This is a genomic window from Rhizobium tibeticum, from assembly GCF_900110205.1.
Taxonomy (GTDB): domain Bacteria; phylum Pseudomonadota; class Alphaproteobacteria; order Rhizobiales; family Rhizobiaceae; genus Rhizobium; species Rhizobium tibeticum.
The window spans coordinates 1-15,805 of record NZ_FOCV01000044.1; the positions used below are offsets into that span (position 1 = coordinate 1).

Here is a 15,805-nt window from a genome sequence, read left to right on the forward strand (position 1 = left end):
TCGTACGCGTCAATGCGAGCTGGATGGAGCTTTTCACGCTCTATGCTCAAGGCGACGATATCCGCGCCAGATTCATCGTGCATCTTTCGGATTTCACTACAGATCGTTCAGCAACGCCGAGCCGGGTGGACAAACCCTTTCTCGAGCAAAGCGTCGCGATGCCAGAGGACGTCAGTTATTTCTTCCCGCGTGGTGCGGACATTTTCGGCATCAATGTGCGCGGCTCTGTCTCGATCCGCAAACTCCTCGGGAGCCGCCGCGTGGTGCGCGCCATTCGCACGTTCAACCTGACGCACATGAACCGCGGGCGGAACGCCTATCAGGCGAGCCATTGCTACAGCGTGGCGGATTATATGCAGGCAGATTGAGGGGTTCTTTAACGCACGTCATCCTGGTGAACTCACCGTCGCCGGTGGCGGCCGCATCTCGCGAGGTCGAAAAGACAACTGAGGCACACTCGCGCTTGACCAGCTCGGCCGAACGCGAGCACCACCCTCGGCCGGTGTGCGCCTCATTTCGGTCATTCGTGCCAAAGTTTCTTTTCTCCTAAACAGCCGCCAATCGGTCATCTGGCCGGCGACGGCTGCACCGTCGCCTCGCGCGATACAGAAAGCCCCGCGAGAAGCGGCGCGTGCGCGGCGAGCCTGCGGGATACGAACTCCGTGAAGAGCCGCACGCGCTTGGTCTTGCGTGTCTCCCCCTGCGTGAGAAGCCAGAGTGTCCCATGCATGGGCAGGTTGGTGCCCGGCACCCTCACCAGCAGGGGGTCGGTATCTCCGACGAAGCACGGGAGTTTCGTCATCCCGATCCCTTGCTGCGCCGCGATGATCTGCGTCTCGGCGTCCGGAGTCCTGAACGGAGCTCCTGTGGTGTGAACTTCTGCCTCGCGCGCCCAGTCCGGAATTCCATGATTGTCTATGACGATCCACCGGATGGGATCAGGCTTGCCCGCACTCAACGCGGCTAGTCGATCGCGAGAGATGTAGACCCCGCTGAACAACTGCGGTCCCTTCAGGCTGTGAAGATTGAGAGGCAGGGTCTTGCGGTCGGCGACAATGCGGACCGCGACGTCGGCCTCTCGGTTAGTCAGATTTGCCACCTCGCCGGTAGTCAAGATTTCGATCTCGATGTCCGGATGCAAACGCGCGAAGTCGGCGAGATCCGGCATGAGCAAGTGTGTGGCGAGGAACGGTGGAAGCGTCACCCGCAAAAGCCCGCGCGCGCTCTGGTCGCGACCGAAGACGCGCGTCTCCAGCAAATGCGACGACGCTTCCATCTGGTGTGCGAGATCGAGAACCTCCTCGCCCGCAGCCGTCAGGCGGTAGCCCGAAGGCAGCTTTTCGAACATCTGCGCCCCCAAGCTTTCCTCGAGCTGAGCGATGCGTCGCAGCACGGTCGCGTGGTTCACGCCGAGGCGCTTGGCGGCGGCCCGCACTGAGCCTCCGCGCGCGACGGCAAGAAAGTAGCGAACGTCATCCCAGTCGATCATGGTGAAATCCCGCACCGCGGCGGTGCGCCTTCCAAAACCCATATCTAACACACTGATCTGTAGTGGGCGCGATGTCACGGCGTTCAATCGCCCGGCTGGATCGTTTTCGCACCACCGATGTGCGCGATTCCGCACTCACCGCCTGACTTCGGCGAACCCATCTTGAGGATCTCGATGAAACCTCTCCGTACAGCCAATCAGCGAAAGACAAAAGATTATGAAAGCACTCGAAGGTAAAATCGCAGTCATCACGGGCGGAAGCAGCGGGATCGGGTTAGCGACAGCCAAGCGCTTCGTGGAAGAAGGTGCGCACGTCGTGATCACCGGGCGAAGAGAGAAAGAGCTGAAGGAGGCCGCAGCCTTCATTACGAGAAACGTTACGACGGTCGTCGGCGACGTGTCACGCTTGGAAGATCTGGACCACCTCTATGCCGTCGTGAAAGAGAAACATGGTCACATCGACATTCTCTTCGCGAACGCGGGCGCAGGGACAATCGCACCGCTCGCGGTCGCTACTGAGGCCCATTTTGACCAGACCTTCGATGTGAACGTGAAGGGTCTGTTCTTTACGGTGCAGAAGGCCCTTCCTCTCTTCAAAGACGGCGGTTCGATTATCCTGAACTCTTCAGTGTCGAACGTGTTGGGGGTTCCCGGGTTTAGCACCTACGCCGCGAGTAAGGCTGCTGTGCGCAACTTTGCGCGCGCTTGGACACTGGAGCTGAAAGACCGCAAAATCCGCGTGAACGCGATGAGCCCCGGGCCAATCGAGACCCCCGCCTTAGAGACAACGGCAGGCCTTACCCACGAGCAAGCCGAGCAAGCGGCCGCCCAGTTTGCGTCACAGATCCCAATGGGTCGCAGGGGCAAACCAGAGGAAATCGCGGCTGCCGTCACGTTCCTCGCCTCCGATGAAAGTTCTTTCATCACTGGCGTGGATCTCGCCGTCGACGGAGGCATGGCGCAGGTCTGACCCCGGCGTTAAAACAAGATCGGAGAAGCATTATGAGCTATTCAATTATAGGATTCGGCAATATCGGCCACGCATTGGCCAAGGCGTTTGCCCGCAACGGCATCAAAGTATCCGTTGCAACCACACGCGACCCACAAAGCTTTGCATCCGATGCGGCCGCGATCGGACCCACGATCATTCCCAAAACACTGGCAGAAGCCCTCAAGGCGGATATCATCTTTTTGGCTGTCCGTTTCGAGTCGCACCCAGAGGTCGCGAAGGCGCTCGCCAGCTGGCAGGGGAAGACCATCGTCGATGTGACCAACGCCTACGGCGTGCCTCCTGAAAAACTGGGGGGACAGCCTTCTTCCAAGTTTGTTGCACAGGCATTCTCTGGTGCAAAACTAGTCAAGGGCTTCAACCATCTGGTCGCTGCCGTCCTTGATCAGGATCCGGCCGTGCATGGTGGCAGGAGGGTCGTGTTCCTGGCGAGCGACGATGACGACGCCGCAGCGGAGATTGGTGTGCTCGCGGAAAATCTCGGTTTCGCGCCGATCAAACTTGGCGGGCTGTCGGAAGGTGGGCTGCTGGTCCAGGCGCGCGGAAATAGCTGGGGTCAGCTGATCTTCAAGGACCTGGTCAAGTTCGACTGATGAACACGACGTGCCAACCGGCAGGGCCACGATGCACGGATCGGATCGAGCACGATGCGATCGGTGCCAAATGGAGAAATTCCCATGAGCATTGAGAAGAACATCCAGACCGTGAAGGACTTCTTCGCCGCGATCGGCCGCGGCGACAGGGATGGCCTGCTGGCACTGGTCGCCGAAGACATCGAGTGGATCATCCCCGGCAAAGACTGGCCGCTGGCCGGAACGCACCGCGGACACGCAGGGCTAAAGGATTTGCTTGAGACGGCATCCAAGTCGATTGAAACGTCCACGGAACCCCGGGAGTTCGTAGCGCAAGGAGACCGGGTCCTCGTGCTCGGGTTCGCGAGGGGAAGGATCAAAGCCACGAACAAAACGTTCGAGGACGACTGGATCTTCGCCATCACCGTCCGGGACGGCAGACTGACCAACATCCGGGAATACGTCGACACACAAGCATTGGCGCGCGCCGCGCAGATGGGCGCGGCCGGGCCTGCATAGCACTGTTCGGCCATCGGTTCGGGGTAGACGATAGATCACCCGAAAATCGCCCCATTGTACGCCGCGCGCTCGTCTAATGCCCACCCGTAAAGGAGATTCCGATGTACGACCAATCCAAACTATCCGAGTTGATCCGGTTCGCACGTGTAGATGCGGGCTCCACTGTCATTGACGTCTACCCAGGCGACGGTGATTGGACGCGCCTGTTCTCCGACGTCGTGGGATCCAAAGGGCGGGTCTACAGCTTCGTGCCGGCCGAAGTCGCCGACGTCAAGAACGATCCGGTTGGCCGCATGCAGACGCTCGCGAAGGAGCCGGGCCGAGAGAACGTCGAAGCCGTCTCGGCGGCCTCGTCGCGATGCCGCAGGCCACGCAACCAGCGGATGTGCTGTGGCTGCACCTGTTCTACCACGATCTCCACACCGCGCTGATTCAGAAGAAGGGCGCGACGGCGGCCGACTTCAATCGAGCCGTCTACGAGCGGCTGAAGCCCGGTGGGTGCTACGTCATCGTCGACCACGCCGCCGCTGCAGGGGCGGGCACGGGCGACGCCCAGTCGCTGCATCGGATCGACCCTGCCTCTGTTCGCGAGGAGGTGGAGGCGGCCGGCTTCGTACTGGATGCGAAAAGCACAATGCTCGCGAACAACGATGATCCGCACTCGATCAAGGTGTTCGATCCCTCGATCAAGGGCCAGACCGATCGTTTCGCCTATCGGTTCGTGAAGATCTAACACTAAGCTATTCGCCAACGATGAGGTCGGCTCTCGTACGGAAGGCGGCTCTGACAAGTGCGATGACCGATTGTGGGTTGGTTTCGGAACGACAGCTTACCGCAGAAGCTGGTTGAAACCGGATCGTCCGCTGTCGTGAAGAGTTTCGGGCGTCGGCAGGCGTACGAAAGTCCCCGAGGAAGGAACCCGCGGGCCACAGGCGATGGCTATGGGGATTTGAGATGGGTGGCTTTATAACAACAGGGTCGTCGGTTCTAATCCCTTCAAGGCGTCCATCATTGATTTTGGATGTAGAGGCCGGGGGTGCCGGCCAATCCAAGTGAACAATGGCCCTTAGAAACGCCCACGATTTTAACTTTGATTGAGCATATCAATCGGGTGCTGGTTGCACTTTCGAACACAAGGCCAAAAAGAATCGGGGTGCCGATGGCGGCACCCCAACTCTACTCACATGGCAACTGATCCGATTAGTTACGTCGCTCTTTCTTCTGCGGCGTTCGGTCTCCACTTGATCAGCCGGCCTTCCAGAACATCGAGAATTCGGTCGATGATGAGCACGAACACGGCCAGGATGATGATGCCGGCAAACACTCCAACCGCGTCGAAGTTGCCTTCCGCCTGCGCGATCAGATAACCGAGCCCCGCAGAGGAGCCGAGATATTCGCCAATGATGGCGCCGACCACCGCGAAGCCGACTGACGTGCGAAGGGAGGACAAAATCCAGCTGGCCGCCGCCGGAAAATAGACATGCCGCAACAGATCGGAACGTCTGGCCCCGAGGATCCTTGCGTTTGCGAGGACGACCGGATTGACTTCGCGGACGCCCTGCATGGCGTTGAAGAAGGTGATGAAGAAGACAAGGGTTACTGCGAGCGCTACCTTCGACCATAGGCCGAGACCAAGCCAAAGCACGAAAATCGGGGCAAGCACGACGCGCGGAATGGCGTTCAGGCCCTTGATGAAGGGGTCCAAAATCCGTGCCGCACTGCGGCTAAGACCGAGCCATACACCGGCTGCGACGCCAAGGCCCGTGCCGATGATGTAGCCGAGCACAGTCTCCGTCAGTGTGATTGACACATGACGATAGAAGCTGGGGTCAACAATCCAGCTGATCATCTGGTTGAAGATGTCGAGCGGGGCTGGAAAGAAGAAGACATCGATGAAGCCGGCGGTCACGCCAAGCTGCCAGCCGCCGAGGATAAAGATTAGCATTCCGAGCTGGATGATGCGTTCAGTCACGACGTTCATAGCTTTTCTCCACTTCGCCGCGCAGGGAAGCCCAGATATTTCGATACAGATCCATAAAGCGTGGATCGAGTTTAATTTCCGCGACGTCGCGGGGGCGCTCGAGTTCCACCGGGAAGCTTTCGATGACCCGTGAACGAGGGCCGGCTGCAAGAATTGCGACCCGGTCGCCGAGGGCTATTGCTTCTTCGAGGTCATGCGTGATCATTACGACAGCCCTGCGCTCTTCCTGCCACAGACGCAGGAGTTCGTTTTGCATGAGGTGCCGTGTGTGAATATCGAGGGCCGAAAAGGGCTCGTCCATCAGGATGACTTTGGGGCCGGAGATTAGGGCCTGCGCCATCTGGACGCGCTTGCGCTGGCCGCCCGAAAGCTGATGCGGATAGCGATGCTCGAACCCTTTGAGTCCGACTTTCGCAAGCCAGTTCATAGAACGCTCGCGCCGCTCTGCACTCGACACACCTTTGAACAGCAGTCCCAGCTCGACATTCTCGATCGATGTCTTCCAGGGCAGCAGTGCGTCCTGCTGAAAGAGATAGCCGATATCGTTCTGGACGCCCTTAACCGGAGCGCTGTCGATCGTCACCGTTCCGCTCGCGGGTTTCAGAAGACCTGCGATCGCGTTCAAAATGGTGCTCTTTCCGCAACCGGTCGGGCCGACGATGGCGAGAAACTCGCCATCGGCAACCGTGAGGTTGACGTCCTGCACCGCGACATAGGAACCAAACGACATTGTCACGGCGTCGATCGATACCATCGACTTTGCGTTTTGCTGTCCCGTCTGGATAGGCATGGGGTTTACGACAGCCAAAGACATGGCCTCCTCCTAGGATCAGTTGGTGGTCTTATCCGTTACCTTGTCCACGAAAGCGTTCGTGTAGGTTTTGGAAAGATCGATAGTCGCGGCAGCAACCTTTTCGTTGAAACTCTTCAAGACGGCGAGGGGTGTCTGAGTGTCGGTCTCGCTGAATTTGCCATCGACCGAGAAGATTGGTTTGGCATTCTGGACGGCCTTCACATAGGTATCCCGGTCACCGGAAATGAATTCCTTCGGCAGTTTTTCGACGATCTCTTCAGCGCTGTGTGTGTTCATCCAGGCCAGCGCCTTGACGGTCGCGTTCGTGACCTTCTGGATGGTTTCCGGGTTCTCATCGATATAGGCCTGGGTCGCATAGAGGACGGAGGTCGGATAAATTCCGCCATAGATCTCCTTGGCACCCTCGTCGCTGCGGGCGTCGATCAAAATCTTGCCGACACCCTTGGCTTCGATAAAGGTTGCCGCCGGATCGTAATTCACCAGAAGATCGACTTTCCCTTGCTCGAGCGCCGCAACAGCAGCCGAACCGGAGCCGACCCCGATCAGTGAGACGTCATTGGCCGATAGGTTGTGGCGCTGCAGGTAGTAGCGCACGAAGAAGTCGGAAGATGATCCCGGTGCGGTGATGCCGATCTTCGCGCCCTTGATCGTTTCCGGTTTGGTCGGATCAAAGGATGAGTTTTTCCCGCCGGCCAGAACTAGGCCAGAATTGCGCGCAAGCTGGACAAAGCCGACGACCGCCTTGTTCTGCGACTGCATCTGAATCGTGTGGTCGTAGAAGCCGACAGCGATATCCGTGGAGCCGGCAACAAGGGCCTGCAGCGTCTTGGAGCCACCAGATGCGAAGTTTTCGACGGTCACCTCAAGACCTTCCTTCTCGTAAAGACCGAGGCCAGCTGCGACCGGGAAGGGCAGGTTGTTGAGGTTGTAAGACCCGACGCTGATGCGGACGGGTTCCGCAAAAGCCGAACCGGCGAAAGCGACCGTTGCCGCAAGGGCGAGTATGAGTTTACGCATGTGTATTCCTCCCTGATGCGTGGCGCCCTCCCGGCAACCACTTTCGATTATGCCGCGCAAACCATTTGCACGATAGGTTTTGCAAAGACCCGGCCCTCGAAAAGGCGGCGGGCCGTACGCAGGATTCCAGCAACTGTCTTGCCATCGCGGGTATCCAGTTTCACTTCCAAACGGCCGCTTGAATGTTCGAGAACGAGAACGACCGGTGGCTTGCGGTCTCCGATCAGCCGCGAGGCGACGGTTCCGTCGCTGATGCAGGCCGTGGCTATGCCGACCGCACCGGTCGTTGCGAGAGAGGGGTGGCACTGGTGCGGCATGAAATAGCGCACGCCGAGATCTCCGCCCTTGTTGGGCTTGGAGATCAACACCGGTTTGGGCGTGACCTGGTTGCTGACATCGCCCATGCCCATACGCCGGCCGGCTTCGAGCCTCAGAGTTTCGAGCCGCTGCAGCAATGCACCGTTGGCATTGAGCTCGGCGGTTGATTCATTGCCAGTCACGCCGAGGGCGGCGGCCTCGAGCAGCATCATCGGCATCGCGCAATCGATGCAAGTAACGTCGATGCCATCGATCATGTCGCGCGGGCTGCCGGTAGGAAAAAGCTTGCCTGTGCGTGCCCCGGCAGCATCCCTGAAGGTCAGGGCGATCGGTGCGGCATTGCCGGGCACACCATCGATCGAAGCATCTCCCAAATAGGCGACACGGCCATCGGGGGTCGGAACCTCGGCTTCGATCAGTTTGCCGGTATTGACGTTGTGGATACGCACGCGGGTTACTCCGGTCGTCGATTTGACCAATCCGGCCTCGATCGCGAACGGCCCGACGGCTGCCAGCATGTTTCCGCAATTGGGAGAGGTATCGACGAACTGCTGATCGATGCGAACCTGGGCGAACAGATAATCCACATCAGCGTCGGACACAGTTGACGGGCCGACGATGGCAACCTTGCTGGTGACGGGGTTGCCGCCGCCGATTCCATCGATCTGCAATGGGTGACCGGAGCCCATGACTGAAAGCAGGATCTGATCGCGTTGACGCGAATCCGATGGAAGATCGGATGCGAGAAAGAATGGTCCTTTGGAGGTGCCGCCTCGCATCAGAACACAGGGAATCGAAATCAGGTCGTTCATGGTTGTGCCCGCATACTGATGTGACTTACATATCAATCAGCTTCTTTGTTGCAGTATGCGGCAAAATGATTGATATGTGAAATGCGAATATCAGAGGGAATGATGCGTTATGAGCATTAATTGCGAGATACTGGATCTGCGCGCGTTTCTGTCGGTCGTCGAACTGGAAAACTTCCACCGCTCTGCCGAAGCGCTTAATCTGTCCCAGCCGGCACTCAGCCGTCGAATTCAGAAGCTCGAGCTGGCAATCGGGGCGCCTTTGCTCGAGCGCACCACGCGTCATGTCTCGACAACCGCCCTTGGCGCGGAGCTGATCCCGTTGGTGCGACGAATGCTTGAGGAGTTCGACACGTCGCTGTTTGCGGTGCGCGATGTCGGATCTCAGCGCAGCGGCCTTGTGACGATCGCATGCCTGCCGACGGCTGCTTTCTATTTTTTGCCGACCGTCATCAAGCAGTTCAGTGCCGAGTATCCGAATATTCGTTTTCGCATTCTCGATCTGCCGGCCACCGACGGTCTGCAGGCAGTCGCCCGTGGGGAAGTCGAGTTCGGCATCAATATCATGGGCTTTTCAGATCCCGACCTTGTCTTCGACCGGCTCATCGAAGATCCATTCGTGCTTGCGGCACGCAAAGATCATCCGTTGGCGGTCAAGAGTGAACTCGAATGGGACGATCTGGCGCCCTATCAACTGATCACGGTTCACCGATCCAGCGGCAATCGTACGCTTCTGGATGCAGCATTGGCGAAATCGAACCTGAAACTGCGCTGGTCCTATGAAGTCACGCATCTTTCGACATCACTTGGTCTCGTGGAAGCCGGGCTTGGGATTTCGGTTCTGCCGAAACTCGCCACGCCTCCGGAGGAGCATCCATTCCTCGTCACGAGACCGATCCGCAATCCTGAAATCTCGCGAACGATCGGCATTGTGCGCCGTCGCGGTGGCACACTTTCGCCGGCAGCCGAGCGGTTCATGACAATGTTGATTGGGACGTGGGCCGAAGGAAACTGAGCAACCAAAGAGCCGCCGAGATGGTATCCCGTTTACTTTCCAGCCAAATGTTCTCTTTTTCCGTGACCAGAACGCCTTGAAGAAACCGTTCGACATGAAGCGCCACCTGCTCGGGTTCTTCTTCGAGATCGTTGAGCGGCGGGATACAAGGGTTATGGCGCACTCAACACCATCTTTCGCATTGCAGCGCTGAAGAAGGAATTCAGACCCGAATGCGTGCCAAATAGCTGCGGAAATTTTACGACAGGGCAGCGGAGGCGCGGCTGCTTCCCAGCGCAAGATGCGTTTTGAGCGCCCGCGGTACCACTGTCGACTTACAATCGTATTTCAAGATACCACGTAGAATGTACCTGGTTATGAAGTTCGGGACCGTGGGCCTGGTTCATTTCTATCCCAAGACGATGCGTTCCCTGCTTGCTGCGGATTGCTTTACGGCCGTGATGACCCTCAGTGTGTTTAGCCCTTCGCGCCCACTGGCCAGCGGCTGTTCTTCACCGCGAATCACCTTGCAGAACTGCCGGATCTGCAGCGCCAGCGGGTCTTCGTCCTGAACGGCGATGCGGCGCTTTTCAAATGGCTCCCACCAGCTCCGTTTTATGCCGTTTTTCCACACGTCGAGCGACGGGATCGTTAGGGATCCGTGCGTCCCGCCAATCTGATAGCATGCCTCTTCCGTCTTCGGATAGGCGGGATTTTCGCCCGTTGTCATCTCCCAGCTCCAGGGTGCGACGACGGCATCCGAAACGGAGGCAGTGGCAAGAAGACCGCTCGCGAACTCCATCAGGATCACCGACGTTTCCTCGACGACATTGCCGCGGACGGCGCCGGATTCACGTGCCTGGACGGCAACGATGTCACCGAAAAGGTAGCGCAGGTTGTCGACGTCGTGGATCAGGTTGAGGAAGACAGGGCCGGCTCCGGTCTGGCGCCGCCAGTCGATGTCGAAATAGTCGTCCGGCTTGAATAGCCAGAACATAGCGTTGGCCACGACGACGCGCCCAAGCTCGCCCCTGTCGATGATCTCTTTTGCCTTCTGGATCATCGGATTGTGTCGGCGGTGGTGGCCAACCAGAAGCGGAACACCAGCGGCTTCCGCCGCGCCGATCAGTTTTTCACCGGCCGCGATATCGTCGGCAATCGGCTTTTCGATCAGCGCCGGCACCCCGGCGGCAACGGCTTCGAGACCGTTGGCGACATGGGCCTGGTTGGGCGTCGCGACGATGACGCCGTCGGGACGATGCGTCTCGATCATTGCCGCAAAACTCGGAAACCATTTAGCGCCGGAATCCTGCGCAATCTTCTGCCCGAGCGGCATCGGATCGATGACAGCCAGAAGTTCTGCCTGCGGCTCGGCAAGCACGTGCTGGATATGTCGCTTGCCGATCAGGCCGGCGCCGAGCACCGCCAGTCTTACTTTCCGATCCATGCCAAAACCCGTCCCCGTCACTTCTTCGCGGCCACCTCGATCAGGCTTGCTACCCGCCGGATCGCAAGCTGATAGCCTTCGGTGCCAAGGCCAGCGATCACGCCGTCGGCGCGGTGCGAGACGAAGGAATGATGGCGGAAGGGTTCGCGCTTGTGGACGTTGGAAATATGCACCTCGATCACCGGCTGCTCGAAGGTGTTCAGTGCATCGAGAATAGCAACGGAGGTATGGGTGAAGGCGGCTGGATTGATGACGATGCCGGCGCCATCCTCGCGCGCCTCGTGGATCCAGTCGATGATTTCGTATTCACGATTGCTCTGGTGAAAGCGGATGTCGTGACCGAGTTCAGAGGCGAGCCGGCAGCAATCGGCCTCGACATCAGCGAGCGTCTCGTGACCGTAGATGTGTGGCTGGCGCTTGCCAAGCAGATTGAGGTTCGGGCCATTGAGAATGTAGATCAGGCTCATTCTTCTTCCTTCCGTATTGCCGGAATGCTCACGGCAGCGTGGTCTCGTGGATCGCAAAATCGGGATCCGACTGGATGAGATCGGCTCGCAGGGCGCAGCGCCCCTCATCGAGTGCCGGACGTGCGACGCCTTCGGCTGCGTCATAGACCGTCTGCAATATTGCCCGCTTTTCGGCGACCGTGCGTCCGGGCGCGATGCGCAGGATGATCTGCACGAACTGATTGGCAGGATGCTCGTCGGCGACCAGCGAATGTGTGGCCTCGCGTGCAAAGGTACGCACGGCATTCGGCTTGACCGCGCCGCTGTCACGCACGCTGCGATGAACAGCCTTCACCAGCGCCGGCATGTCGATGCGACTTCCGGCTCCCTCGCTGTATTCGATCACGATGTGCGGCATCCCTATCCCTCCTTCGCCAGCCTAGATCAGGAGGCATTGCACAGTTCGGTGAAATGGGTACTCATGCGTTCGGCGTCGGGTTCGATACCGCTGAAGAGCTTGAATGCCGCAGCCGCCTGAAACACCGTCATTCCGCCACCCGGCAGGGTGCGGCAACCAAAGCGGGTTGCAAGCGCCAGAAGCTCAGTTACCAGCGGCATGTAGACGATGTCGGCGACCCAATGGCGGGGTTCCAGCCAGCTCTCTTCGATCGGCAGGCCCGGATGGTTTTTCATGCCCGTCGGCGTCGCATGGATGAGGCCGTCGGCGGTCCGCATCGCTTCACCAACATCGGTGATCGAAAAAGCCCGTTCGGCGGAAAACCGGCTGTTCAAATCTTCGGCCAGACGGCCTGCACGGGAAACATCCTGATCGAAAATCGAGAGACGCTCGATGCCGAGTTTCATCGCGGCATGTGCCACCGCGACACCGGCGCCGCCGGCGCCCAGAAGGACAGCCCGATGCCGCGGAACGTCAGGAAGGCCGCGCTGAAAGTTTTCGTAGAAACCGTACCAGTCCGTGTTGTGGCCGGTGCGTCTTCCATTCTCGAATACGACAGTGTTGACCGCGCCGAGCATACGGGCGTCGTCGGAAAGATCCGTGAGGTACTCGATCACCGTCTGCTTGCAGGGATGGGTGATGTTGCTGCCGGCAAAGCCGCGGGCCTCCTCCTCCGCCAGAAGATTGGGCAGGGCGGTGGGAGGCAGTCCGCGCTCGGCGAGGTCGAGGAGTTCGTAGCGGTAATCTAGTCCCTGAAGCGCGCCCTCGCGCTGATGCAGGGCAGGGGACTTCGACATCTGGATATCCGCGCCGATCAGTCCCACCAACACGGGGCGCTTCATCGTTTCGTTTGAAACAGTCATATGCGGATCGCCTCAGTGATGGGCCAGGATTTCGCCGAGGAAGGCCTGGGTGCGCGGATGCGTGGGATTGCGGAAGAAAATTTCCGGTGGCGCCTCTTCGACGATCTCGCCGGAGGCCATGAAGATCACGCGGTCGGCCACCTGCCGGGCAAAGCCCATTTCATGGGTGACGCAGATCATCGTCATGCCGTCCCGCGCCAGACCGATCATGGTGTCGAGGACTTCCTTGACCATTTCGGGGTCGAGCGCGCTGGTCGGTTCATCGAACAGCATGGCCTTCGGTTCCATGCAGAGCGCACGGGCAATGGCAACGCGCTGCTGCTGTCCGCCGGAAAGTTGGGCAGGGTACTTGTCGGCCTGGTCGAGAATGCGGACGCGCTCGAGATATTTGCGGGCGATTTTCTCGGCATCTGTCTTGCTAGTGCCACGGACGCGCATCGGCGCAAGCGTGCAGTTTTCGAGGATGGTCATGTGCGGAAACAAGTTGAAGCTCTGGAATACCATGCCGACTTCGCGTCGCACGGCGTCGATCGCCTTGCCGCTGTCGTCCAGTTTTGTCCCCTCGACCATGATCGTGCCTTTCTCGATTTTCTCGAGCGCATTGATGCAACGGATAAGCGTTGACTTGCCGGATCCGGACGGTCCGCAAAGGACGATCTTCTCGCCTTTGCGGACGGTCAAGTTGATGTTCTTCAACGCATGGAATGCGCCGTACCATTTATCCACTGCTTCCATGGAGAGAAGAGGGCTTTGAGTGTCAGCGGCGTGCAGCACGGCGATCTCCTGCGCAGAGCGTGATCAGTTGATGGTGAAGGGGATGTTCGGAATGGATTCGGGGAACTTCGGAACCTCCACTTTCATCCACTTCGCATAGACCTTGGCGTGCTCGCCGTTCGCCATGATCTTGTCGAGGAAGGCATTGACGGTTTCGTTCCAGTCCTTCTCGCCAAGTCGTGTTCCAACGCCATTGAATGTCGTCAGGAAATCGATCTTGCGTTCATATGTGCCGGCACTGGCTGCTTCCAGACGGTCGAGGTAGAACTGGTTGCCGCCGACCGCCTGCACCTGGCCGGAAAGCAGCGCCTGGATGGAGGCGGCATCATCGTCGAAACGCCGGACGGTCGCCGTATCGCCGACAGCGGTGGTCACCGCCTTATCCTGCGAGCTTGACTTTGGAACGCCGATCTCCAGGCCTGCGAGATCGGCGATTTCGATCATCTTCTTGTCCTTCGGTCCATAAAGCGAAATTGTATTGCCCGCATACGGCTTGCTGTACTGGATCGACTTGGCCCGTTCCTCCGTCATTGCCATGGTGGCAAACAGGATATCGACCTTGCCAGTAACAAGCGCCGGGATGCGGTTGGCGACCGCGAGCGGTGCGAATTCGACCTCGACGCCCAGTTCCTTGGCGAAAAGCTTGGCGATGTCGGCATCGAAGCCGTCCTGAACGCCGCTCGAATTGACGAAGCCCCATGGCGCGTTGTCGCCTTGAATGCCGACGACGATCTTGCCCTTGGCCTTGACCTCCTCGACCGTTGCGGCTTGGGCAGACATCGGCGATAGCCACGGGGCCATCACCAGGGCTGCCGCTGCGAACAGAATTCCACGGCGCTTCAGGCCGGTCTTAAAGCTGCTGATCATTATCTCCTCCTCCTTGGTTGATAGAGCTTATGCGTTCGTTGGATTGCCAACTCACCGGACAGCCTTTGCCATCCGATTTTCGAGCCGAGCCCCGTAGAGAGACAGGGGCCAGCAAATGATGAAGTAGATCGCGCCGACGATGCCGAAGATCAGCAGCGGCCTGTAGGTCTGGTTCGAGACGATCTGTCCGGCGCGGGCGAGTTCGATGAAGCCGACGATCGCCGCGAGCGACGTGCCCTTGATGAGTTGGACGAGGAAACCGACGGTTGCCGGCAGCGAGACTTTGAAGGCCTGCGGAAGGATCACGTCCTTCATCTGCGACACATAGTGGAGACCGAGCGCATTGGCGGCCTCGCTTTGTCCTTTGGGGATTGCCTGGATGCCGCCGCGCCAGATCTCGCCCAGGAATGCGCTGGCATGCAGCGTAAAGGCGATTGCGACGGCGGCCCATGCCTCAACGCTGACACCAAGGAGGGCGATCCCGTAATAGACGACGAAGAGCTGCATCAGCAGGGGCGTGCCCTGAAAGACGGAGATATAGCCGGCCGCGGTCTTGCGGAGCGCGGATCGTCCGGACGTTCGGGCAAGCGCGATGAGGAGTCCGAATACCCCGCCGCCGATGAAGCCGATCGCAGATAGAAGCAATGTCCACTTCAGGCCCTGCAGCAGGAAAAGCATCTCGTTTTGGCCGATAACACCCATTGTCCTGCTCCTCACCGTACCGGATAGCTGAAGAAATGACGGGAGATCAGCGCGAACAGTCCCATCATCATCCAGGAGATGGCGAGGTACATCAGCGTGATGGTGAAATAGACCTCGAAGCTGCGGAACGTGTCGGACTCGATGATCTGTGCGACGGAGGTCAGCTCGTAGGCCGCGATCGACGTGCAGACCGATGTCGTTAGCGTCAGCATGATGAACTGGCTAGTCAGCGAGGGATAGATCGCCCTCAGCGCCGGCTTCAGGACGATCAGGCGAAACACCTGCGCCTTGTGCAGGCCAAGCGCGAGCCCGGCTTCGACCTGACCCTTGTGGATGCTGTCGACGCCGCCGCGAATGATCTCGATCGCGTAGGCGCCGCCATTGATGGCGAGCGCGATGATCGCCATGACCGTGGGGTTGAGGCGAATGCCCATCATCGGCAGGGCGAAGAAGATAAAGAAGATCTGTACCAGGAAAGGGGTATTGCGGACCACTTCGACGAAGGCGATGACGGCCGCGCAGAAGGGACGGATATTCGATGTACGGGCCGCAACCCCGATGACGCCGATCACCAGCGCCAACGACATGCCGGCCAGTGCAAGGCCGATCGTCGCCAGCGCCGCCATCAGAAGGTCGGGCATCTTTTCGAAGACAACGCTGAAATCCAGCACGTAATTCATGACAACATCTCTCTCCCGCCGACGGGCTCTTCTGCCTGTCTTCGTGT

Annotated in this window: 17 protein-coding genes and 2 pseudogenes; 6 read left to right on the plus strand and 13 right to left on the minus strand. The window is 59.1% G+C overall.

Annotated elements, in window-relative coordinates; genetic code table 11:
• A pseudogene (locus BSG20_RS29995) lies at window positions 1–368 on the plus strand (hypothetical protein); the annotation flags it as partial.
• A 197-nt stretch (window positions 369–565) separates the two neighbouring features.
• Here the strand turns inward: BSG20_RS29995 and BSG20_RS30000 are convergent.
• Window positions 566–1,489, minus strand: coding sequence for a LysR family transcriptional regulator (locus BSG20_RS30000; RefSeq protein ID WP_072378896.1), 924 nt, complete (start codon window positions 1,487–1,489; stop codon window positions 566–568).
• Between the two features lie 217 nt (window positions 1,490–1,706).
• On the opposite strand from BSG20_RS30000, the gene BSG20_RS30005 reads away from it, so the two are divergent.
• The 4 genes and pseudogenes from BSG20_RS30005 (at window position 1,707) to BSG20_RS38695 (ending at window position 4,322) form a co-directional block, all read left to right on the plus strand.
• A complete protein-coding gene (locus BSG20_RS30005; RefSeq protein WP_072378898.1) occupies window positions 1,707–2,459 on the plus strand; it encodes an SDR family NAD(P)-dependent oxidoreductase in 753 nt (250 codons plus the stop codon).
• Between the two features lie 32 nt (window positions 2,460–2,491).
• Window positions 2,492–3,091 (plus strand): NADPH-dependent F420 reductase, encoded by a 600-nt coding sequence (locus BSG20_RS30010; protein ID WP_072378900.1) that lies wholly within the window; start codon window positions 2,492–2,494, stop codon window positions 3,089–3,091.
• Window positions 3,092–3,175: 84 nt separating this feature from the next.
• Window positions 3,176–3,589 carry a nuclear transport factor 2 family protein gene (locus BSG20_RS30015; protein WP_072378902.1) on the plus strand — a complete coding sequence of 138 codons (414 nt, stop codon included), beginning with the start codon at window positions 3,176–3,178 and terminating at the stop codon, window positions 3,587–3,589.
• Window positions 3,590–3,690: 101 nt separating this feature from the next.
• Window positions 3,691–4,322: pseudogene (locus BSG20_RS38695) on the plus strand (class I SAM-dependent methyltransferase).
• A gap of 471 nt (window positions 4,323–4,793) precedes the next feature.
• On the opposite strand, the gene BSG20_RS30025 reads toward BSG20_RS38695, so the two are convergent.
• Genes BSG20_RS30025 through BSG20_RS30040 form a run of 4 tightly spaced genes read right to left on the minus strand, consistent with a single transcriptional unit; the run spans window position 4,794 to window position 8,531 of the window.
• Window positions 4,794–5,570 (minus strand): ABC transporter permease, encoded by a 777-nt coding sequence (locus tag BSG20_RS30025; RefSeq protein WP_072378904.1) that lies wholly within the window; start codon window positions 5,568–5,570, stop codon window positions 4,794–4,796.
• Window positions 5,554–6,384, minus strand: coding sequence for an ABC transporter ATP-binding protein (locus BSG20_RS30030; protein ID WP_072378906.1), 831 nt, complete (start codon window positions 6,382–6,384; stop codon window positions 5,554–5,556). Before BSG20_RS30030 ends, BSG20_RS30025 begins: the two co-directional genes overlap by 17 nt.
• Before the next feature lie 15 nt (window positions 6,385–6,399).
• On the minus strand, window positions 6,400–7,401 hold the full coding sequence (locus BSG20_RS30035; protein ID WP_072378908.1) for an ABC transporter substrate-binding protein: 1,002 nt from the start codon (window positions 7,399–7,401) through the stop codon (window positions 6,400–6,402).
• Between the two features lie 47 nt (window positions 7,402–7,448).
• Window positions 7,449–8,531 (minus strand): 4-oxalomesaconate tautomerase, encoded by a 1,083-nt coding sequence (locus tag BSG20_RS30040; protein WP_072378910.1) that lies wholly within the window; start codon window positions 8,529–8,531, stop codon window positions 7,449–7,451.
• A 109-nt stretch (window positions 8,532–8,640) separates the two neighbouring features.
• On the opposite strand from BSG20_RS30040, the gene BSG20_RS30045 reads away from it, so the two are divergent.
• Complete coding sequence (locus BSG20_RS30045) at window positions 8,641–9,543, plus strand: LysR family transcriptional regulator (protein ID WP_072378912.1); 903 nt, start codon at window positions 8,641–8,643, stop codon at window positions 9,541–9,543.
• 388 nt (window positions 9,544–9,931) lie between these two features.
• Here the strand turns inward: BSG20_RS30045 and BSG20_RS30050 are convergent, their stop codons facing one another.
• The 8 genes from BSG20_RS30050 to BSG20_RS30085 form a co-directional block, all read right to left on the minus strand.
• On the minus strand, window positions 9,932–10,969 hold the full coding sequence (locus tag BSG20_RS30050; protein WP_072378914.1) for a Gfo/Idh/MocA family protein: 1,038 nt from the start codon (window positions 10,967–10,969) through the stop codon (window positions 9,932–9,934).
• Between the two features lie 17 nt (window positions 10,970–10,986).
• Complete coding sequence (gene aroQ, locus BSG20_RS30055; RefSeq protein WP_072378916.1) at window positions 10,987–11,436, minus strand: type II 3-dehydroquinate dehydratase; 450 nt, start codon at window positions 11,434–11,436, stop codon at window positions 10,987–10,989.
• 28 nt (window positions 11,437–11,464) lie between these two features.
• A complete protein-coding gene (locus tag BSG20_RS30060) occupies window positions 11,465–11,833 on the minus strand; it encodes a 5-carboxymethyl-2-hydroxymuconate Delta-isomerase (protein ID WP_072378918.1) in 369 nt (122 codons plus the stop codon).
• A 26-nt stretch (window positions 11,834–11,859) separates the two neighbouring features.
• Window positions 11,860–12,735, minus strand: coding sequence for a shikimate dehydrogenase (locus tag BSG20_RS30065; RefSeq protein ID WP_051970964.1), 876 nt, complete (start codon window positions 12,733–12,735; stop codon window positions 11,860–11,862).
• A gap of 12 nt (window positions 12,736–12,747) precedes the next feature.
• Complete coding sequence (locus tag BSG20_RS30070) at window positions 12,748–13,470, minus strand: amino acid ABC transporter ATP-binding protein (protein WP_072378920.1); 723 nt, start codon at window positions 13,468–13,470, stop codon at window positions 12,748–12,750.
• A 63-nt stretch (window positions 13,471–13,533) separates the two neighbouring features.
• Window positions 13,534–14,376, minus strand: a complete 843-nt coding sequence (locus BSG20_RS30075) for a transporter substrate-binding domain-containing protein (protein WP_072378922.1) — start codon at window positions 14,374–14,376, stop codon at window positions 13,534–13,536.
• 51 nt (window positions 14,377–14,427) lie between these two features.
• Window positions 14,428–15,078, minus strand: a complete 651-nt coding sequence (locus BSG20_RS30080; RefSeq protein WP_072378925.1) for an amino acid ABC transporter permease — start codon at window positions 15,076–15,078, stop codon at window positions 14,428–14,430.
• Window positions 15,079–15,089: 11 nt separating this feature from the next.
• The gene (locus tag BSG20_RS30085) at window positions 15,090–15,758 is read right to left on the minus strand and encodes an amino acid ABC transporter permease (RefSeq protein ID WP_072378927.1); all 669 of its coding nucleotides are present in this window, start codon (window positions 15,756–15,758) and stop codon (window positions 15,090–15,092) included.
• Between the last annotated feature and the right edge of the window lie 47 nt (window positions 15,759–15,805).